We start from the raw sequence: 20,171 nt of genomic DNA on the forward strand, positions 1-20,171 counted from the left end.
TCGGCGGAGAAGGCCGCGTTCCCCTTCCCCTCACGGATGACGGACGGGCTGACCCGCCTCCGCGAACCACCGCGATCGACCGGCTCCGGCTCCCGGGTGACCCCGGTACCAGGGCCACGGCACGCACGCGGCGCTTACGCCCCACCCGCCGCCGTGCCCGCTCGGCCATCGGCTCCAGCCGCTACTCCCCCACTCTCACGGAGGGTGTCGTGATCACTCCCCTTCACCTTCACCGTCGCACCGCCTGCGGTGACGTCGACGAGGACAACGCGGCGATCGGCGCGGCGGTGTCCACCGGTTCGGTGCCGGCCCCCTACGAGCGGCTTCTGGCCGCCGTCCAGCGCGACCTCCTCGATCTCACGGCCGACCTGGACCATCCGGACACCGCACCCCGGCTCACCCGGGCCGCTGCCGAACGTCTCACAGCGGCCATCGCCCGCCACGGCATACCCGATCCCGCACCCGGCAGCCACGTCCTGTCCGGAGGCAGCGACGCGGCGGGGCTCTTGCGTCTGGCCCTGGCCATCACGCGGCGGGCCCAGCGGTCGGTGGACGCCCTCGGGGCCGCGGTGCCGGGCAGCGTGTCCGAGCCGGCACTGGCCTATCTGCGAGATCTCGTGGAGTTGCTGCCGGCGGTGGCCCTTCACATCGAAGAAGAAGATCCGCTCAATGTGGCGATGGGTATGTGCGGGGACCGTCCGCCCACGGCGCACCGGGCATGACCGAGCCGGGGATCCGGCCGGCGCGCACCTGAGACCCGCTCCCGGTGACGACTGGTCAGGTTCATTCGCCGGTGGCACGTCTGTGGAGTGCCGCCCCCCGTCAGACGCCTGAGTACCGCTCCCCGACCGACACACCGGGCGGGGAGCGGGCTTGCGTGCGTCACGTGCCCGCTGCCTCTGCCCTCCGGGCCGGGCCGGGAGGATCTGCCGCGGTCGGCAGCCGAAGGCATACGGCGACCGGCAGCCGGAAAGCGTCCCGCGAGGTGGCACAGCCGACCGACCGCCACGAAGACACACGCCACGGCCGCATCGACGGCCCTCGGGGCCACCCGTGGCGCTGACGGCAGGTCAGCCGCGAGTGGTCCGGCCGGCGGTCCAGGTCACCGACGTACGGCCGGCCAAGGCCCGGCCGCGCGGTTCCGTGCGGCCGGCGGTCCCGCCGGCTTCTCGATCCGCTCTCGCCCGATGCCTTGACTTGCGACCCTCTCAATGCAAAGTTAACCATCATAGATATGTTAAAAAACTTGGCGGTGACGCAGATGACACTGGACGCGTTCGAGGGTGTACGCGTCGTGGAACTGGCGCAGTGGGTGTTCGTCCCCGTGGCGGGGGCGCTACTGGCCGACTGGGGCGCCGATGTCGTGCGCATCGAGAAGCTCGACGGCGACCCCTATCGCGGACTGGCCACCCAGGGCATCGGTACGGACGGTGGAAAGGTCAACGTCTCGGTGGCACTGGCCAATCGGGGCAAGCGATCCATCGCGCTCGACCTGCGCAAGGAGGACGGGCTCGCCGTCCTGCACGAACTGCTCGCCTCCGCCGACGTCTTCCTCACCAGCCTGCGCCCCGGCGCGCTGGAGCGCCTCGGACTCGACGCGGAAACCCTTCGTGAACGGTACCCGCGCCTCGTCTACGCCCGAGGCAACGGGTACGGCATGCGCGGTCCGGATACGGACCGGCCCGGCTACGACGCGTCCGCGTTCTGGTCCCGCGGCGGGCTCGCCCACACCCTCACTCCGGCCGGCCTCGACTACCCGGTCGCCCAGCGGGGCGCGCTGGGCGACCGCAACGGCGCCACCGCTCTGGCGTTCGGGATCGCGGGAGCGCTGCTGAGGCGGTCGAAGACGGGCACCGGATCGGTGGTCGACGTGTCGCTCCTGGCAACGGCCATCTGGACGCTGTCGTCGGACATCCTGGCCGTCCTGAACGGGGGTACCGTGCACCGGCCGGGCGAGCGCGGCCAGACGCCGAACCCGCTCACCGCCACGTACCGCACCAAGGACGGCCGGCATCTCCAGCTCGTCTTCCTGGACGCGGACCGGTACTGGGCGGACTTCTGCCGGACCGTCGGACGTCCGGACCTGATCGATGATCCGCGCTTCGCCGACCTTGCCGCCCGCGGACGCAACAGCGCGGCCTGCGTGGCCGAACTCGACCGTGAGTTCGGCCGGCGCACACTCGCCGAGTGGAAGGACCTGCTGGCCTCCCTCGACGCTCCGTGGGCGCCGGTGCAGTCGGTCGAGGAACTGATCGAGGATCCGCAGGTGACCGCCAACGGCTATGTGGGGACCGTCGAGTCCGACAACGGCGACACCTACCGGCTCCCCGCCGTCCCGGTCCAGTTCGACCAGCGACCGCCGCGGCTGCGGCGCGCGCCCGAACACGGCGAGCACACCGAGGCCGTACTGCTGGAACTGGGCTACGACTGGGAACGGCTCCTGCAGCTCAAGGACGAGGGGGTGATCCCGTGACGGATCCGGTCAGCACGGTCCGCCCCACCCGACGGCCGGTGCCGGTCCCCGACGAACGGTCGGCGCCGTACTGGGCGGCTGCCGCCCGGCACGTCCTGGCCATCGCCCGGTGCCGGACGTGCGAGATGTACTCGCTGCCCGCCGACGTGGTGTGCGCGCACTGCGGATCCTGCGATCCCGGCTTCACGTACACCGCGGTGAGCGGCCGGGGGGTGATCCGCTCGTGGACCGTTGTGCGCAGGTCGTTCCTGCCCGGATTCGACGGCGAACTGCCGTTCGTGCTGGTGGACGTCGAGCTCGCGGAGCAGCGGGAGCTGCGCCTGATAGGCCGGCTGACGAACGGCCCGCAGGCGGGTCTGCGCATGGCGGCTCCCGTGGTCGTGACCTTCGAGGACCTCCGGCCCGGAGTGTCCGTGCCCGCGTTCGAACTCGCCTCATGAGCGGCCGGTTCCGGGCGCGCAACCGGGTCGCCGTCGCCGGATACGCCCAGAGCGAGGTACGCCGCCACGCGCCCCTGCCGCTGGGCGCACTCGCCGTCGACACCGCGCGCCGCGCCATCGCCGACGCGGGGCTGAGGGTCGACCAGGTCGACGGGTTCGTCGGTTCGGCGCTGCTGCCCACCGCCGGCGATCACACGGTGGAGGACGGGGTGTCCGTCGTGACGCCGCACTGGCTCGCCGGGCATCTCGGTGTCGATCCCCGGTACGCGGCCGGCTTCCAGGGGATCGGGCAGCTCAGCGGTGCGGTGGCCATGGCGGTCAACGCGGTGGCCGCGGGCGCCGCCGACCATGTGCTCGTCCACCGCGCGCTGTACAACCCGCCCCGGGGCCAGTACCACGAGAGCCGCCTCGTGGAGGCGCGCGGCGCACATCAGTGGACGGCGCCGCAGGGGTACTTCGGGCCGCTCGCCATGATCGCGCTGCCCTGCAACGAATACCTTCAGCGTTATGGCGCGGACCGGGAGGCGCTGGCCGATGTCGTGCTGGAGGCGCGCAAGAACGGCGCGCGCAATCCCTGGTCGTACTGGCACAGCAAGCCGCTCTCCTTGGCCGAGTACCTCGACGCTCCGTCGCTGTTCGACCCGGTCTGCCGCTACGACTGCGACATCCCCGTCGACGGTGTGGCCTGCTTCGTCCTCACCTCCGCCGAGCGGGCCCGGGACCTCCCCCACCCGCCGGTGCACGTCGCGGGGTTCGCCCACGGCGCTCCCACCCGGCCGCGGCTGCCGACCCACTGGCCGCTGGACGACATCATGGAGGGCGGCCGGGAGACGGCGCGCCGTCTGTGGGAGCACGCCGGAATCGGCCCGGACGAGATCGACCTGCCTCAGGTGTACGACGGGTTCTCGCCCTTGGTGTGGTTCTGGCTCGAAGCCCTCGGTCTGTGCAAGACCGGCGAGGCGCACCGTTTCGTCGCGGACGGCGGGATCGACAGCGACCGTCCTGGAGGTGTCCCCGCGCTGTCCGGCGGCGGTGCTCTCGGCAACGGCCGGCTGCACGGTGTGCCGCAGATGCTCGAGTGCTACCTGCAGTTGTCGGGACGGGCCGGCGACCGCCAGCGGGACGACGCGACCACGGGCATCGCCTGTCATTCCTCTCCCCACTTCGGCGGGGCCGTCGTGTACAGCGCCGAACCCTTCTGAAACGGACGGACGGGCGATCGGTCGGAACACGCAGTCAGATACCGAACTCGACAAGACCGAGGTAACTGTGGACATCATTTCCGAGCGACGCAGCTACGTGGCCGGCCACTGGCTGACCGGCGAGGCCACGGTCGCGGTCGAGAACCCCGCGGACGGGACCGTCGTCGCGGAGGTGTTCGCGACGCCTCTCCCAGAATTCGAACGGGCTGTCCAGGAGGCTCGGCGCGCCTTCGACGCCGGACTCTGGGCGGGTCTCGCGAAGACCGACCGGGCCCGGCTGCTGCACCGGTTCGTGGACCATGTGGAGGCGGCGCAGGCGACGCTCGTACCCACCCTCGTCGCCGAGGCCGGCCAGCCGCGCGCCTTCGCCGAGATGAGCCAGTTCCTGGGGGGCATCTCCCTCGCCCGCCAGTCGATCGACCTCTGTCTGCGGACGCCGGACGAGGAGAGAACCCCGGTCCCGGTCGACGAACTCGTGCGAGGCAGGGTCGCGCTGAGCGTCCGCCGTCACGAGCCGGTCGGGGTGGTGACCGCGATCACCCCCTACAACGCGGCGCTCCTCATGGCGTTCCAGAAGCTGGTGCCGGCGCTGATGACCGGCAACTGCGTGATTCTGCGCCCGAGTCCGCTCACCCCGCTGTCCTCACTGGTCCTCGGCGCGGCGGCGGACGCCGCGGAGCTGCCGGACGGAGTGCTGAGTGTCGTCGTCGAGGAGGGGTCCGCCGGTGCCGAGCTCCTCACCAGCCATCCCGCGGTCGACATGGTGTCCTTCACCGGTTCGACGGCGGTGGGCCGGATGATCCTCGCGCAGGCGGCGCCCACGGTGAAGCGCGTCGCGCTGGAGCTCGGCGGGAAGTCGGCCCAGGTGTACCTTCCGGACGCGGTGGACCGGGCCGCCGCGGGCGCGCGGGCGGTGGTGGCGTACACGTCGGGGCAGGCGTGTGTCGCCGCGACCCGCATGCTGGTCCCCCGGGAGCGCAAGGCCGAGGTGCTGGAAGCCGTCGGCGCGGCGTACGAGTCACTGGTGGTCGGCGCGCCCACCGATCCCGCCACGACCATGGGCCCGGTGATCAGCGGGGCCCAGCGCGAGCGCTGCGAGCGGTACGTCGAGCTGGCGGTGAAGCATGACGGCCGCGTGGTCACGGGCGGGTCCCGGCCGGCCGGCCTCGACGAGGGGTACTACTTCCAGCCCACGGTGCTCGACCTGCCGGACAACGGCAGCCCGGCCGCACAGCACGAGATCTTCGGTCCCGTCCTCTCGGTACTGGGCTACCGCGACCTGGACGACGCCGTGGCCATCGCCAACGACAGCGTCTACGGACTGTCCGCGCAGGTGTACGGACGCGACGTCGAGGCGGCGACGGCCGTCGCCCGGCGGCTGCGCACCGGCGCCGTGAACGTCAACACCACCGTCTTCAGCGCGTACGCGCCCAGCGGTGGCTACAAACAGAGCGGCCTCGGCCGTGAACGGGGCGTGGAAGGAATACGGGCCTTCCAGGAGATCAAACACCTTGCCATAGGGGAGTTGCAGCGATGAACGCACCGATGTCCAGGGCGGCCGACTCGGCCGGACCGAACCTCGACTGGCTGATCTCGGTCGACGACCACATCCTCGAACCGCCCACTCTGTGGACCGACCGGGTCCCGCGCAAGGACCGGGACCGTGCCCCGCACATGGAGAAGGACGACAACGGCCTCGACGTGTGGGTCTACGAGGGCATGCGCATGCCCAGCTCCGGTCTCAGCGCCGTCGCGGGCAAGGAGAAGGAGGAGTTCAGCCCCGAGCCGCTCAACTACGCGGACATGCGGCCGGGATGCTACGACCCGGTCGCGCGACTGGAGGACATGGACCGCAGCGGGGTCCTGGCCTCCCTGTGCTTCCCGACGGTGACCCGGTTCTGCGGCCAGCTGTTCTACGTGGGCAAGGACCGGGACCTCGGCCTCACGTGCCTCAAGGCCTACAACGACTGGCTCATCGAGGAGTGGTGCGGAGCGGCACCCGGCCGGTACATCCCGCTCGTCCTCATCCCCCTGTGGGATCCGCAGCTGGCCGTGAAGGAGCTGGAGCGCTGCGCCGCCAAGGGGGCCACCACCTTCGCGTTCTCGGAGAACCCGGAGCCGCTGAACCTGCCCACCATCCACGACGCCAACGGGTACTGGGAACCGGTCATGGCCGCGGCCAACGACCTGGAGATGGTCGTCTCGATGCACGTCGGGTCCTCCTCGACCCTGCCGCAGATCTGCTCGGACGCCCCGTTCATGGCGAACCTCGCCTGGGGCGCCATGCGTACCTCCGGCACCATGCTGTCGTGGCTGTTCAGCGGCATGTTCCAGCGGTATCCGAAGCTGAAGATCGCCCTGTCGGAGGGCGAGGCCGGCTGGATGCCGTACTTCCTGGAGCGGGCCGAGCAGGTCCTCGACAAGCAGCGGTACTGGGTCCAGCGCGGCCAGACCTTCGAGGGCCATGCCGGGAGCGGGCAGATCGACCTGGACAACCTGGACCTGCGGGCGAGCTTCCGCGACCACGTCTACGGCTGCTTCATCGAGGACGCCCACGCCGTCGCGAGCCTGGGCGAGATCCCCGAGGACAACCTCATGTGCGAGACCGACTACCCGCACTCGGACTCCACCTGGCCGCACTGCCTCGACGTGGTCAAGAAGCACATCGGCCGGCTGTCGCCGCAGACCCAGTACAAGATCCTGCGCGGCAACGCCGAGCGTCTGTACCGGTTCACTCCGGCCGAGCCCGCGGTGCGCGCGTGATGGGATCGGCACTCGCGGGTAAGTCCGCCGTCGTCACGGGCGCCGCGTCCGGCGTGGGGCGCGCGTCCGCGCTGCGTTTCGCCGCGGAAGGAGCCCGCGTCGTCTGCGCCGACATCGACCTGGAGCAGGCCAAGGAGACCGTGCGCCGGGTCGAGGCGGCCGGCGGGATCGCCTCGGCGGTGGCGGCCGACGTGTCGCTGGAGTCCGACGTGGTCGCGGTGCTCGACGCGGCCGTGGCCCGGTTCGGGCGGCTCGACATCCTGTTCAACAACGTCGGCATCCCCACGCCTCGTCCGGGTGCCCGCCTGGAGGACCACACCGCCGAAGACTTCCAGCGGCTTGTCGCCGTGAACTTCGGCGGGGTGTTCCACGGGTGCAAGCACGCCGTCATACGGTTCAAGGCACAGGGCGAGGGAGGCGTCATCCTCAACACCGGCTCGGTCGCCGGTCTGGTGGGGTGGGGCGGGACCGTGTACGGCGCCACCAAGGGCGCGGTGCACCAGCTCACGCGTGCGATCGCCGTGGAGGGAGCGCCCTTCGGAATCCGGGCCAACGCACTGTGCCCGGGGGCGATGCCCCATACCAACTTCATGGCCGCGGGCGGTGTCGACACCTCGGATGCGAGTATCCCGAAGCTCGTCGAGCGCGTGAAGGCGATGCACCCGCTGGGACGGCCCGTGACCGCCGCCGACTGTGCCGAGGCAGCGGTGTTCCTGGTGTCCGACCTCGCCCGCAACATCACGGGCGTGCTGGTCCCGATCGACGGGGGGTACGTGGCCCAATGACCGGTTCCCGTGCAGCCATGCTGGACCCTGACCGGATCAGGGAGCTGTTCGACCTGCGCGGCTCCTTCCTGGCCGACTCCGGCAGCCATGTCGAGCTGGATCCCTACCCGGTGTGGCACAGGCTGCGTGAGCAGTCCCCCGTCCACCCCGGCACCGTGCACGAACTCACCGGGATCGACGAGCCGCTGCGCTTCCAGGGACTGCCCTTCGCCGACCGCCCGCATTTCTCCGCGTTCAGCTACGAGGCCTGCAGCGCCGCGTTCCGCGACACGGACGTCTACGCCTCGTCCGCCACGGCCGTGGACCTGAACAACGGTGAGGTGCACGCCGAGAACAGTCTGCTGTCCATGGGCGGCAAGGAGCACCGGCGCTATCGCGGTCTGGTGCAGCCCTCGTTCGTACCGGCGAAGGCCAAGTGGTGGATCCAGAACTGGATCGAGCACACGGTCCACAGCCTGATCGACGGTATCGCCGGCGCCGGGCGCGCGGAGCTCAACGTCGACTTCTGCGCGGCGATCCCGATCCTGACCGTGACGGGAAGTTTCGGTGTCTCGGTCGAGCAGGCCCTGGACATCCGCGAAGCCCAGCGGGAGCCCGCCAGGATCGTCGAGATGCTGGCACCGATCGTCGCCGCCCGCCGTCAGCGGCCGATGGACGATCTGATCAGTGTCCTGACCGAGGCGGAACTCACCGACGAGGACGGCCGCACCCACCGGCTCACCGACGCGGAGATCTACTCCTTCTCCGTACTCCTGCTGGCGGCCGGCTCGGGCACCACGTGGAAGCAGATGGGCCTCGTACTGACCGCACTGCTGCAACGGCCCGAGGTGCTGCGGGCGGTGCGGGATGACCGGACGCTGCTGCGTCGGGCGATCGAGGAGACACTGCGCTGGACACCCACGGACCCGATGTTCTCGCGGCATGTCACCCGGGACGTCGAACTCGCGGGTGTGTCCCTGCCCGAGGGGGCCGTGGTGCACCTGTGCGTCGGCTCGGCCAATCGGGATCCGGCGCGCTGGGAACGGCCCGACGAGTTCGACATCACACGTCCGCTGCTCGGCTCGCTGGCGTTCGGCGGCGGCCCGCACGTGTGCCTGGGCATGCATGTGGCCCGAGCCGAGATGGCGGTGGGCATCGGAGCGCTTCTGGACCGGCTGCCCAACCTCCGCGCCGACCCCTCCGCCGAACCCACGCGCGTCATCGGTATGTACGAACGGGGGGCCACCGCCATCCCGGTCCTGTTCGACTGAGCGTGCGGCCGAGGCACCGACTCATGATTCGACCGAGGAGCAACGTGCCCGAGTCCCCTTACCGCCCACCGGACCTCACCCTGCTCGGTGAGGAGCACATCCGTGCCTACCAGGAGACGGGAGGCGAGGTCGGCTACCTCTGGAACGGGGTACCGACACTTCTGCTGACCACCACAGGGCGTCGCACCGGCCTGTCCCGGACCTCGCCCATGATCTTCGCGCGGGACGGGGACGACTACCTGGTGGTGGCGTCCTACGGCGGTGCGCCGAGGCACCCCCAGTGGTATCTCAACCTCCAGACCACGCCCGAGGCGCGGATACAGGTGAGGGCCGACCACCTGCCGGTCGTCGCGAGGACGGCCGCGGAGTCGGACCGGTCGCGGCTGTGGCGGATCCTCACCGAGGTCTGGCCGAACTACGACACCTACCAGACCCGTACCGATCGCCGCATCCCGGTGGTCGTCCTGTCTCCGTCCTGAGCGGGAGACACCGCCCATGCCCCGGCGCGGCCGACCGCACGGACCGCCGGCCGCGCCGAACTCGCGATCCTGGCGTGACCGCGCGGGCACGGGCGGTGGACGGCACGCACCCGATGCCGTCCCACCGGCGTCCTGCGGTGTCTGCGTGCAAAGCCCCGGTGCTCGGAGCGTCCGTCGCCGTCCGATGCGCGTCCTGCCCGGCGGCCTCCGGGCGCCCCGAACGAGAGCCGAACTCCAGAATGCGTTTCTACCTCGACATCCCACAGGCCGACAGCAGTTGGCTCGAACCCGCGCACCTGGCCGAACTCGCGCGTGCGGCCGAACGCGCCGGCATCACGGCCGTGGCCCTCAGCGATCACCCCGCTCCTTCTCGCAAGTGGCTGGAGCAGGGCGGGCACAGCACGCTGGACCCGTTCGCCGGCCTCGCCTTTCTCGCGGCGGCCACGACGACACTCCGGCTGATGACCAACCTGACCGTGGCCGCCTACCGCAATCCGTTCCTCATGGCGAAGTGCATGACGTCGGTGGACGTCCTCTCCGGCGGCCGCAGCACGTTCGTGCTCGGGGCGGGTTACCTGCGCTCCGAGTTCGCGGCGCTCGGTGTCGCGTTCGACGAACGCAACTCCCTCTTCGACCAGGCCGTCGACGTGGTACGGGGGTTGTGGCACTCCCCCGAGGAGTTCCATGCGGACTCCGCGGGTCTCGTCGCACACGGCGTGGCACTGTCCCCGCCTCCGGTACAGCGACCGCATCCGCCGTTGTGGGTGGGCGGCAACTCACGGCGGGCCCGGCTGCGGGCGGCGCGCTGGGGCGACGGCTGGGCTCCCCTGACCCGCGGTGGGACCGCACTGGCGGCCACGGCACGCACCTCGGCGATCACCACGCAGGACGAACTGCGTGGCCACATCGCGCAGATCAAGGGGTGGATGGCCGAGGAGGGACGCGATCCCGAGGGCCTCGACGTGGCCTGCGCGGGCGTCGACGAGCCGGCCCCCGGCGCCCGCGCCGGCGAGTGGCTCGACCACATCGCAGGGCTGGAGCGGATCGGCGTGACCTGGATGGCGGTGCCGTGCGACACGGCCTCGCGGTCGGCCTCCGTCGACAGCGTGAGCGCCTTCGGCCACGACGTGATCGCCGCGGCCCGCTGACGAGGAGACGCGGAGCGGGCTCAGCGTCCGAACACCGACTCGGCGCCGCGCGCCTTGAACAGTTCCACGAACGCCCTGCCCTCCCTGCGCAGCACCGTGGCGGGATCACTCTCCAGGGCGTTGTCCCGGAACATGCGCTTGGTCAGCCGCAGTTGCAGCTCGGGAAAACCGCCGATCCGGGCGGCGACGTCCACGGCGGTGGCCGGCAGCTCCTCGTCATCGACGACGCAGGTGACCAGGCCGATGCGCTCCGCCTCCACGGCATCGATCGTCCGTGCCCGCAGGCACAGATCGACCGCTCTGCCCTCCCCCACGATCCGCGGCAACAAGGCGGAGCAGCCCAGCTCCGGCATGGCTCCGACCTTCAGGAAGGCGAAGGAGAAGGTCGCCGAGCGCGCGGCGACGCGCAGGTCGGTCGCGAGGAGATGGGTCACTCCGAGGCCGACGGCGGGGCCGTTGACCGCCGCGACGACCGGCTTGGAGTCCCGCATCAGATGCAGCCAGCCGTGGTCGGGGGACATCGCCAGCGAACCCACACTGGGCCGGCGCCCACGCCCGTCGCGCGGTTCAGGGGCCGCCCCGACGTCCACTCCCGCGCTGTAGACCGGGCCGGTGGCCGTGAGCACCACGGCGGCCACTGCCTGCGACGCGTTCGCCCGTTCGACGGCCGCCACCACCTCGCGGTAGACCGGCACGCTCCAGGCGTTCCGGCACCGGGGACGGTCCACGGTGACGACCGCCACCCGGCCCTGCTCCGCGTAGCGGACCTGCCCGGTGGGTGTTCCGTCCGGCGCCGCCGATCCGTCCATTCTTCCTCCCGCTTCCCTGTCGCCGGGCGAGAGCCCTTGCGGCGGAACTCAATCCTACGCCATTCTATCTATGATTGATAATTTCAATCTCTTGGTGACAACCGTCTCGCGAAACAGCCGATCGGAGGACCGCCCGTGCCCGACCCTCACTTCGGCCGCATCACCGACGAGAAGATCGAACGTCTGCGCGGCCGCATCGGAGTCGATCTCGATCCGGACAACTTCAGGAGTCCGACGGCTGCCGAGACCGCCGAGCCGCAGGCGGCGTACAGCGGCTTCAACCAGCAGGTGACCCCGGACGGCGTGCGCCATTTCGTGCACGGATACGGCGACGACGATCCGCTGTACTGCGATCCGGTCCACGCCACGAAGAGCTTCTGGAACACCCTCGTCGCCCCGCCCACGTTCGTCTGGACGATGTACCTGCCGCCCGCGGACAACGACGTCACCTTCCGTGGCGGCGACGGGCCGCCCCTGCGGCTGCGGCCCGAACTGCGCCCGCTGTTCGACGGCGATCCGCTGCGCGGTACGGGTGCGCTCCAGTCACGCCTGGAGTACGAGTTCTACCGGCCGCTGCGGGAGGGCGACCGTCTGTTCGCCAAACGGACCCTGCTGAACATCGAGGACAAGCACAGCAGTTGGGGTGGCAGGGCGGCCCACGTCACCTGGGGCGTGGTGACCTGGAACCAGCACGGCGAGCTGGTGCACCTGCAACGCGGCACCTGGATCCGGGCCGAGCGGCGGCCCGCCCGGACCGACGGCACAGCGGGCCGGGACCGGGCGGTGCAGCCGCCCGCCGAGCCCTACTCCCAGGCACAGCTCGACGAGATCGACGCCGCCTACGCCGCGGAACACCGCCGGGGCGGCGACCCCCTCTTCTGGGAGGACGTGACCGTCGGCGAGGAACTGCCCGTCCTCGTCAAGGGGCCCCTGCGCCTGACGGACGTGATCCTGTGGCACGCCGGCTTCGGCCAGGCCTTCCCGACGTTCGCCTTCCGACGCGCGTACGAGAAGCGGCTGGAGACACCCGGGCTGTACACACCGAACGAGTACAACGTGCCGGACATCGTCCAGCGGATGCACTGGGACGCACAATGGGCCCGCAAGGTCGGCGCGGCCGAGCGGTACGACTACGGGGCGCTGCGGGAGACGTGGCTGTGCCAGCTGGTGACCGGCTGGGCCGGCGACGAGAGCTGGATCACCGGACTCGAGGTGGAACACCGGAAGTTCAACTACATCGGCGACACGACCTGGCTGAAGGGAAAGGTCCTCGGCAAGAGCAGCGTCGGCGGGCAGCATCGGGTGCGCCTGTCCGTGTGGTGCGAGAACCAGCGGGGCGAAGTGACCTCGCCGGCCACCGCCGAGGTCGCCCTGCCCACCCGCACGGCACACCTCACGCTGCCGGGCCCCCGGTGCGAGGATCCGATCGACCTGCTCCGCTCGGAGACCGCACGACTGGCGCGGCACACGGCATGAGGCGGCGGCCGCACCCCCTCGCGCGTCCCGCGGCCGGACTCCCGGCCGGTGGCCGCTGCAACGACCCGAAGACGACCGTGCTTCCCTCCGTCACCCTGACAGCCTCGCTGCCCTGCGTGTCGCGGGACCCGGACAGAGGACTTGATCCGCGTGCACACCTATGAGCTACGGCGCAACGACCCCTCCCTCGACGAGGACCAGCGAGCGGTGCATGAGGTCTTCCACGACTTCTTCGCCCGCCGGTGCCCACCCGAGGTGGTCCGGGCGGCCCAGCCCCTGGGATTCGACCCGGCTCTGTGGTCGCGGCTCCTCGAACTCGGCGTCGCCACCATGGGACTTCCCGGCTCGCTCGGCGGCGACGACGCCACCCTCGTCGACCTCGCGCTGGTCGCCGAGGAGTGGGGGCGCCACCTGGCGCCGGTCCCCCTGGCCGGCCAGGTCACCGCGATCCGCCTCCTCGGCCGTCTCGACGCCCCGCGTGACTGCCTGACGGCCGCCGGGGACGGACGGCCCCTCGCCCTGGCTCTGACGCCCTCGGTGCCCGGCGCCTCCCAGCTCGTCCCCGACGCGGCCATCGCGGCGGACGTGATCGCCCTGGTCGGCGACGAGCTCGCGCTGTACCGGCACGGCGAGCCCGGCAGGCACCTGCCCAACCAGGGCTGCACCCCGCTGGCGCGCTGGTCGCCGCAGGACGCGGTGGAGCGCTTCGTGCTCGCCACGGGACCAGCGGCCCGCGCGGCCCACGACGCGGCCGTGTCCGAGTGGAAACTGCTGCTCGCCGCAGGGCTCGTCGGGCTCGCGGACGCCGCCCTCGGGCTCGGTGTGGAGTTCGCGCGGACCCGGGAGACGATGGGGGTCCCGATCGGTTCCCTCCAGGGCGTCGCCTACCCCCTGGTCGACGGTGCGATCGAGATCGCCGGCAGCCGGAACCTGGTACGCAAGGCCGCCTGGCTGACCCAGCACGAGCCCGGCACCCGTCCCGAACTGCCGCTGATGGCCCTGGTCAGCGCCCGCAGGACCGCCACGCGGGCCACCTCGGTCTCCGTACACGCGCAAGGCGGACTCGGATTCACCACCGAGGCGGACGTCAGTCTCCATTTCCTGCGCGCCAAGGGGTGGGGCGCGCTCGCGGGCGACCCGGCCGCGGACCTGGCGCGCATCGGTGCCCTGCTGACGGCGAAGGCGGCTTCCCACCGCCCCGGCCAGGAGAGGACGGCATGGACTACGGCCTCGTAGACCTGACACCGGGTCAACAGAATTTCGCCGCGGAGCTGACCGCGTTCCTCGACACCCACATCACCGCACAGGTCCTGGCCCATGAGGAGGCGACCGGCGACGGCTTCCACGAGCAGGTCCACCTGGCACTCGGCGGCCGGGGGTGGCTGATGCCCCACTGGCCGACGGAGGACGGCGGCGCGGGCCTCGACGAGGTGTGCTGCCACATCCTGGAGCGCGAGCTGGAGCGCCACCGTGTGCCGACCACCACCCTGGGCACGACCCGCCTGGTGTGGGAGGCGGTGGGGCGGTACGCCGAACCGGAGCTGCGCGAGACGCTGCGCGGGCGGGTCGCCTCCGGCGAGGTCCGGTTCTGTCTCGGCTACACCGAGCAGGACGGCGGCTCCGACATCGCGGCCGCCAAGCTCAAGGCGGTCCGGGACGACGACGGCGACTGGCACCTGAACGGCGCCAAGATGTTCACGACCGGTGCGCACAACTGCCAGTACGCCTTCCTGCTCACCCGCACCGATCCGAGCCTCCCCAAGCATCGGGGGATGACGATGTTCCTCGTCCCGCTCGGTCTGCCGGGCGTCGCGATACAGGGGATACGGGCGTTCAGCGGTGAGCGCACCAACCTCGTGTACTACGACGACGTGCGGCTTCCCGACCGGTATCGGCTCGGCGAGATCAACGGCGGCTGGACGGTGCTGCGGGGGCCGCTGGACGCCGAACACGGCCAGGTCACGCGGACCGGGCTCGGCGACCTGTCGCGCGGCGGACCGTTCGTGCGGGTGCTGGAGCGCGCGCTGCGGGCGGCGGCCGGCTGGGCCACCGTCCCCGGACCGGACGGCCGGTGCCCCGCCGACGACCCGACCGTGCTGGCCCGCCTGGGGTCCGCCCTGACCGATGCCGAGGCGGCGCTGTGCACCCCCGGCGCGGAGGGCCGGGTGAAGGGCTCGGAGGTACTCCTGGAGAGCGCCGCCGAACTGCTCGACCTCGTCGGGCCGGAGGCCCTGCTGCAGCACGGCGCCGACCGTCTCCTCGCGGACGGCGCCCTGGACCACGCGCACCGCTTCGGCCCCGGCACCGCGACGTACGGCGGCACGGTCGAGGTGTTCCGGAACGTCATCGCCCAGCAGGTCCTGGAACTGCCACGCCCGGCCTATCCGGGCAGCAGGCGGTTCCTGCCCGGCACAGCCGCCGGGACGGAGGCCGGTCGCCCGTGACGATCACCGTGACCGGAGCCGACCAGCAGCAGGCCTGGGCGGACCGGGTCGTGCCGCCGGTGGAGCGGGTCCGGCCGGGGCTGTGGTCGGTGCCGACGCCCTTTCCCGGCAACCCGCTGCGCTATGTCCTCGCGTACGCCCTGGAGTACGCGGGCGGCATCGCGCTCATCGACACCGGCTGGCCCTGCGAGGAGGCGTGGGAGGGCCTGAAGTCGGGCCTGACCGCGGCGGGTTGGGGGATCGACGACGTCAAGGCGGTGCTCGTCACCCACGGCCACCTCGACCACCTCGGCCTCGCGGCGCGCGTCAGGGAGCACTCGGGGGCCTGGATCGCCCTGCACGAGGCGGACGCGGCCCTTGTGCAGCGCGCCCCGGGCGTCATCGCGCGCGGTGGGTTCGATCTCTGGCTCGCCCGGCGCGGCGGCGATGTCGACCGGATACGCCGCGACGCCCGTGAGGACGGGCAGGCCGCGGCCGTCCAGGACGCGCCGCTGGTCCCCGACCGTTTCCTCGACGACGGCGGACACCCGCTCGGCCCGGACAGCGGCCTCGTCTCCCTGTGGACGCCCGGACACACCCCCGGGCACACGTGTTTCTACGACAGCGAGCGCGACGTCATGTTCACCGGAGATCACGTGCTGCCCCGCATCACCCCCCACATCAGCCCGTCCCCCCTCGCTCCGTCGGAGCCCCTGGGCGACTACCTGGCCTCCCTCGGGCGGCTGTCGCGGTGGGACCCGGCCGAGGTCCTCCCCGCTCACGAGTACCGCTTCGCAGGCCTCGCGGACCGGGTCCGGGACATCGGCGCGCATCATGCCGCCCGGCTCGTCGAGGTCCTGGAGGCGGTGAGCGGACTGCCCGGTGCCAGCAGCGCGGAGGTCGCGGCCGCGTTGCGCTGGAGCCGCCCGTGGGAGCAGATGCGCGGACTGCCCGAGCGCTTCGCGATCGGTGAGGCCTACGCCCACCTGCTCCACCTGGCGAAGACGGGACACGTGCGCAACGACGGGGAGGACATCGACAGTTGGTCCCTGGTCCGCGATGACGCCTTGTCGTCCCCCTGACAGCTTTCCCCTCCTGGAAGACCTGGTCATACACATATGAGAGTGAAGGGGTGTGCCATGAGCCGGCTCGGAAAGCCCCGTACGTGCGGCGTCCCGCCGCGGCAGACAGCGGCCCGAGCCGAGGAGACAGCATGAGCCAGGTCTCCTTCGGGCGCAGGCTGAGCCTGCTCGCGCAATCGGATCCCGACCTGACGGCAGTCGTCTTCGCCACGTCCGACGGCACCGACGTACCGATCCGCCTGTCGGAACTGGACCGCCGGTCCAACCAGACGGCCCGAGCTCTCTCCGAAGCCGGCGTGGGCCAGGACGACATCGTCGCGGTGGGTCTCGGCAACACTCCGCACCATCTCTACGCCACGTTCGGCGCGTGGAAGGCCGGCGCCTCGGTCCTTCCCCTGCGCCGGGACCTGCCTCCGTGGGAGGCCGGCCGACTGGTGGACGTCTGCGCACCGCGAGCCGTCGTGGCCGACTGGCCGGAGCTGGCGGCAGGCACACTGGACACCGCGTGGCTGGAGCACACCGCGGACCTCTCCGACGCACCGGTGCCGGACCGCACACCCCGCTCCGCCAGCCTGGTCGCCACCTCGGGCTCGACGGGGCTGCCGAAGGTGGTGCAGGTGCCCAACACCGGTACCTACGACGAGGAATCCGATCCCTCGTCCCTGGTACCGCCTCCCGGTTCCGTGTTCCTCACCGCGTGCCCGCTCTACCACGCCAATGGCTTCCGGTTCTGCTATCCGCCCATCCTGGGGGCGAACAGCGTCGTCCTCATGGAGAAGTTCGACGCCGAGCTGGCGCTGCGCCTCATCCAGCGATACCACGTCACCCACACGACCATGGTGCCGACCATGCTGCAGCGGATCGTACGACTGGAGAACGCCTCCTCCTACGACCTGAGCAGCCTGCGGCAACTCATCTACGGAGCCGCGCCGCTTCCCGAGTGGGTGGTGCGCGAGCTGTTCAGGCTCGTTCCCCCCGAGATCTTCTCCCTCGTCTACGGTTCCAGCGAGAACGTCGGCGTCGTCATGGGCACGGGCACCGACTGGCTGGAGCGGCCGGGCACGACGGGGCGCCCTCTCGACTGCGACCTGCGCATCACCGGCGGCGACAACCAGGAGGTGCCGGCCGGGCAGGTCGGCGAGATCTATCTCCGGCCGCACCGGCCCGGCCGCCCGTTCTCCTACGTCGGCGCGGAGACACCCGCCCCCGACCCGGACGGCTACTGGACGCTCGGCGACCTGGGGCACGTCGACTCGGCCGGCTACCTCTACATCGCCGACCGCCGCCACGACCTGATCATCAGCGGCGGTGCCAACGTCTACCCCGCAGAGGTCGAGGCGGCCCTCAGCGAGCACCCGGAGGTGGCCGACACCGTGGTCATCGGACTGCCCGACGCCGAGTGGGGCCACCGCGTACACGCCCTCGTCCAGCCGGTCCCCGGGGCCGAACCGGACACCGCGGCGCTGCGGGCGCACTGCAGGCAGCGACTGGCCGCGTACAAGGTCCCCAAGACGTTCGAGATCCTTCCGGCCATCGCGAGAACCAGCGCGGGCAAGGTCAACCGCTCCGCCCTCGTCGCCGAGCGCACCCGTCAGCCGTCTGCCACGTGAGGGAACGACCATGGAGAAGAGCTTCATCCAGTACGAGGTGAGCGAGCGGATCGCCACCATCACGCTCGACCGCCCGGAAGCGGCCAACGCGCAGACCCTCGCGCTGCTCGACGACCTGGACGCGGCCTGGTGTCGCGCGGCCGCGGACCCGGAGGTTCGCGTCATCGTCCTGCAGGCCAACGGCAAGCACTTCTCGGCCGGCCACGACATCAAGGGCGTGGGTGCGCCGGGCGAGGCTCCCGGCTGGTCCCTCGCCGGCATCTACGAGACCGAGGCCCGCCGGTTCCTGGAGTACTCGCTGCGTTGGCGCAACGTGCCCAAACCCTCCATCGCCGCGGTGCAGGGCGTGTGCATCTCCGGTGGCCTCCTGCTGTGCTGGCCGTGCGACCTGATCATCGCGGCCGACAACGCCGTGTTCTCCGACCCGGTGGTCAACATGGGGATCGGCGGCGTCGAGTACCACGGGCACACCTGGGAGTGGGGAGCACGCAAGGCGAAGGAGATGCTCTTCACCGGGCGCGGCATGGACGCGCGCGAGGCCGAGCGCCAGGGCATGGTCAACCGGGTCGTTCCGCTCGACGTGCTGCGCGCGCAGACCCGGGCGCTGGCCGCCGAGATCGCCGTGAAGCACCCCTTCGCCCTCCGCCAGGCCAAGCGCGCCGTCAACCAGACGCTGGACGTGCAGGGCTTCTACGCCGCGGTGCAGTCCGTCTTCGACATCCACCAGACCGGCCACGGGCACGCGCTGAGCGAGTCGGGCCTGCCGATCCTCATGCTCCTGGACGACATGAAGTCCGGCATCGCCGCGGACGGCGAGCGCCGATCGGCCGGAACCACCTCGCTTCAGTGACATCCGCCTTCGGAGGACATCACCATGACCCACCTGGAATTCCCGGTGTTCGACGCCGACAACCATCTGTACGAGACGGAGGACGCCTTCACCCGTCATCTGCCGTCCCGGCACAAGAACCTGTTCCGCTTCGTCGAGATCGACGGACGCAAGAAGCTGGTCGTCCGGAACCAGATCACCGAGTTCATCCCCAACCCCACCTTCGAGGTGGTCGCCAGGCCCGGCGCCCACAAGATCTTCTATTCGGGCAGGAACCCGGAGGGCAAGACCCTGCGCGAACTGACGGGCGAGCCGATGCGCTCCGTTCCGGCGTTCCGCGAGCCGGCGGCGCGCCTGAACCTCCTCGACCAGCAGGGCGTCCACGCGGCGGTGATGATCCCCACGCTGGCCAGCCTGATCGAGGAACGCCTCAAGGACGACCCGGACCTGACCATGGTCGCCCTGCGCGCGTTCAACGACTGGCTCCACGACCAGTGGACGTACGACTACCGAGGACGCATCTTCGCCACCCCCATCGCGACACCGTGCGCCGGTGAACAGGGCGTCGCCGAGCTGGAGCGGGTCCTGGAACGCGGGGCGAAGGTCGTGCTGATGCGTCCGGGGCCGGTCGCCGGACTGCGCGGCACCCGCTCCCCCTTCCTGCCGGAGTTCGATCCCTTCTGGGCCCGTGTGCAGGAGGCCCGGCTCCCGGTGATCCTGCACGCCTCGGACAGCGGCTACCAGGAGTACCTCAACACCTGGGAGGGCACCGGCGGGGAGTACGTGGCCTTCAGGCCGAAGTCGTTCGCGTATGTCGCCGACGGCGGCCGGATCATCCAGGACACCTTCGCCTCGGCCATCTGCCACGGCATGCTGGACCGCTTCCCCGGTGTGCGCCTGATCAGCGTCGAGAACGGTGGCAGCTGGGTTCCCCTGCTGCTGAACAACCTGGAGCAGGCGTACCGGAAAATGCCGCGCGATTTCGCCGGGCACCCGGTGGAGGTGTTCAAGAGGTCCGTCTGGGTGAACCCCTTCTGGGAGGAATCGCTCGACCGTCTCATCGATCTGATGGGTGCCGACCGGATCTGCTTCGGCTCCGACTACCCCCACCCCGAAGGCCTCGGCGAGCCCCTGGAGTTCCTCGACGAGGTCGGCCACCTCGATCCCGCCGGCCTGCGCCGGATCATGTCGGACAACATGTTCGAACTGCTCGACCTGCCACGGCCGGTGGGAGCCGTCGGCTGACGCGTACCCCGCTTCCCCGGAGATGACCCCGGGTGCGGACGCGGGCCGCGCGGCCGCGCACGGGGGGGGTGCCTCTATCTCTTTCGTCAAGCGAGGCGTGGGGTTCGGGGTTCGTAGAAGGTGCCGTCGCGGAGCATTGCGAACAGCACGTTGATCC

At 71.0% G+C, this 20,171-nt stretch carries 18 protein-coding genes; 17 read left to right on the plus strand and 1 reads right to left on the minus strand.

Going from position 1 to position 20,171, the window contains the following annotated elements:
• Positions 1–209 precede the first annotated feature (209 nt).
• The 10 genes from ACZ619_RS41545 to ACZ619_RS41590 all read left to right on the plus strand — a co-directional run bounded on the left by ACZ619_RS41545 (position 210) and on the right by ACZ619_RS41590 (position 10,540).
• On the plus strand, positions 210–722 hold the full coding sequence (locus tag ACZ619_RS41545) for an ATP:cob(I)alamin adenosyltransferase (RefSeq protein ID WP_469610830.1): 513 nt from the start codon (positions 210–212) through the stop codon (positions 720–722).
• Positions 723–1,261: 539 nt separating this feature from the next.
• Complete coding sequence (locus ACZ619_RS41550) at positions 1,262–2,473, plus strand: CaiB/BaiF CoA transferase family protein (RefSeq protein WP_469610864.1); 1,212 nt, start codon at positions 1,262–1,264, stop codon at positions 2,471–2,473.
• Positions 2,470–2,913 (plus strand): Zn-ribbon domain-containing OB-fold protein, encoded by a 444-nt coding sequence (locus ACZ619_RS41555; protein WP_469610832.1) that lies wholly within the window; start codon positions 2,470–2,472, stop codon positions 2,911–2,913. Before ACZ619_RS41550 ends, ACZ619_RS41555 begins: the two co-directional genes overlap by 4 nt.
• The gene (locus tag ACZ619_RS41560; protein WP_469610834.1) at positions 2,910–4,115 is read left to right on the plus strand and encodes a thiolase family protein; all 1,206 of its coding nucleotides are present in this window, start codon (positions 2,910–2,912) and stop codon (positions 4,113–4,115) included. The genes ACZ619_RS41555 and ACZ619_RS41560 overlap by 4 nt, the downstream gene beginning before the upstream one ends.
• Positions 4,116–4,182: 67 nt before the next feature.
• Entirely contained in the window at positions 4,183–5,652 is a 1,470-nt protein-coding gene (locus ACZ619_RS41565) for an aldehyde dehydrogenase family protein (RefSeq protein ID WP_469610836.1), read from the plus strand.
• Entirely contained in the window at positions 5,649–6,878 is a 1,230-nt protein-coding gene (locus ACZ619_RS41570; protein WP_469610838.1) for an amidohydrolase family protein, read from the plus strand. The genes ACZ619_RS41565 and ACZ619_RS41570 overlap by 4 nt, the downstream gene beginning before the upstream one ends.
• Positions 6,878–7,663, plus strand: a complete 786-nt coding sequence (locus ACZ619_RS41575) for an SDR family NAD(P)-dependent oxidoreductase (protein ID WP_469610840.1) — start codon at positions 6,878–6,880, stop codon at positions 7,661–7,663. The genes ACZ619_RS41570 and ACZ619_RS41575 overlap by 1 nt, the downstream gene beginning before the upstream one ends.
• 17 nt (positions 7,664–7,680) lie before the next feature.
• On the plus strand, positions 7,681–8,913 hold the full coding sequence (locus tag ACZ619_RS41580) for a cytochrome P450 (protein WP_469610842.1): 1,233 nt from the start codon (positions 7,681–7,683) through the stop codon (positions 8,911–8,913).
• 44 nt (positions 8,914–8,957) lie between these two features.
• The gene (locus ACZ619_RS41585) at positions 8,958–9,392 is read left to right on the plus strand and encodes a nitroreductase family deazaflavin-dependent oxidoreductase (protein WP_469610843.1); all 435 of its coding nucleotides are present in this window, start codon (positions 8,958–8,960) and stop codon (positions 9,390–9,392) included.
• A 239-nt stretch (positions 9,393–9,631) separates the two neighbouring features.
• A complete protein-coding gene (locus ACZ619_RS41590; protein ID WP_469610845.1) occupies positions 9,632–10,540 on the plus strand; it encodes a TIGR03619 family F420-dependent LLM class oxidoreductase in 909 nt (302 codons plus the stop codon).
• 20 nt (positions 10,541–10,560) lie between these two features.
• Here the strand turns inward: ACZ619_RS41590 and ACZ619_RS41595 are convergent, their stop codons facing one another.
• On the minus strand, positions 10,561–11,349 hold the full coding sequence (locus ACZ619_RS41595; RefSeq protein WP_469610847.1) for an enoyl-CoA hydratase/isomerase family protein: 789 nt from the start codon (positions 11,347–11,349) through the stop codon (positions 10,561–10,563).
• A 135-nt stretch (positions 11,350–11,484) separates the two neighbouring features.
• Between ACZ619_RS41595 and ACZ619_RS41600 the strand changes: the two genes are divergently transcribed.
• From ACZ619_RS41600 to ACZ619_RS41630, 7 genes are all read left to right on the plus strand, one after another.
• Entirely contained in the window at positions 11,485–12,825 is a 1,341-nt protein-coding gene (locus ACZ619_RS41600) for an FAS1-like dehydratase domain-containing protein (protein ID WP_469610849.1), read from the plus strand.
• A 150-nt stretch (positions 12,826–12,975) separates the two neighbouring features.
• Entirely contained in the window at positions 12,976–14,061 is a 1,086-nt protein-coding gene (locus ACZ619_RS41605) for an acyl-CoA dehydrogenase family protein (RefSeq protein WP_469610851.1), read from the plus strand.
• Positions 14,043–15,269, plus strand: a complete 1,227-nt coding sequence (locus ACZ619_RS41610; RefSeq protein WP_469610853.1) for an acyl-CoA dehydrogenase family protein — start codon at positions 14,043–14,045, stop codon at positions 15,267–15,269. Before ACZ619_RS41605 ends, ACZ619_RS41610 begins: the two co-directional genes overlap by 19 nt.
• Positions 15,266–16,330 carry an MBL fold metallo-hydrolase gene (locus ACZ619_RS41615; RefSeq protein ID WP_469610855.1) on the plus strand — a complete coding sequence of 355 codons (1,065 nt, stop codon included), beginning with the start codon at positions 15,266–15,268 and terminating at the stop codon, positions 16,328–16,330. The genes ACZ619_RS41610 and ACZ619_RS41615 overlap by 4 nt, the downstream gene beginning before the upstream one ends.
• 131 nt (positions 16,331–16,461) lie before the next feature.
• On the plus strand, positions 16,462–17,940 hold the full coding sequence (locus ACZ619_RS41620; protein WP_469610857.1) for a class I adenylate-forming enzyme family protein: 1,479 nt from the start codon (positions 16,462–16,464) through the stop codon (positions 17,938–17,940).
• A gap of 10 nt (positions 17,941–17,950) precedes the next feature.
• Positions 17,951–18,790 (plus strand): enoyl-CoA hydratase, encoded by an 840-nt coding sequence (locus tag ACZ619_RS41625; RefSeq protein ID WP_469610858.1) that lies wholly within the window; start codon positions 17,951–17,953, stop codon positions 18,788–18,790.
• 24 nt (positions 18,791–18,814) lie between these two features.
• Positions 18,815–20,014 carry an amidohydrolase family protein gene (locus ACZ619_RS41630; protein ID WP_469610860.1) on the plus strand — a complete coding sequence of 400 codons (1,200 nt, stop codon included), beginning with the start codon at positions 18,815–18,817 and terminating at the stop codon, positions 20,012–20,014.
• Positions 20,015–20,171: the final 157 nt, after the last annotated feature.

Source organism: Streptomyces sp. NPDC104367 (assembly GCF_055583825.1).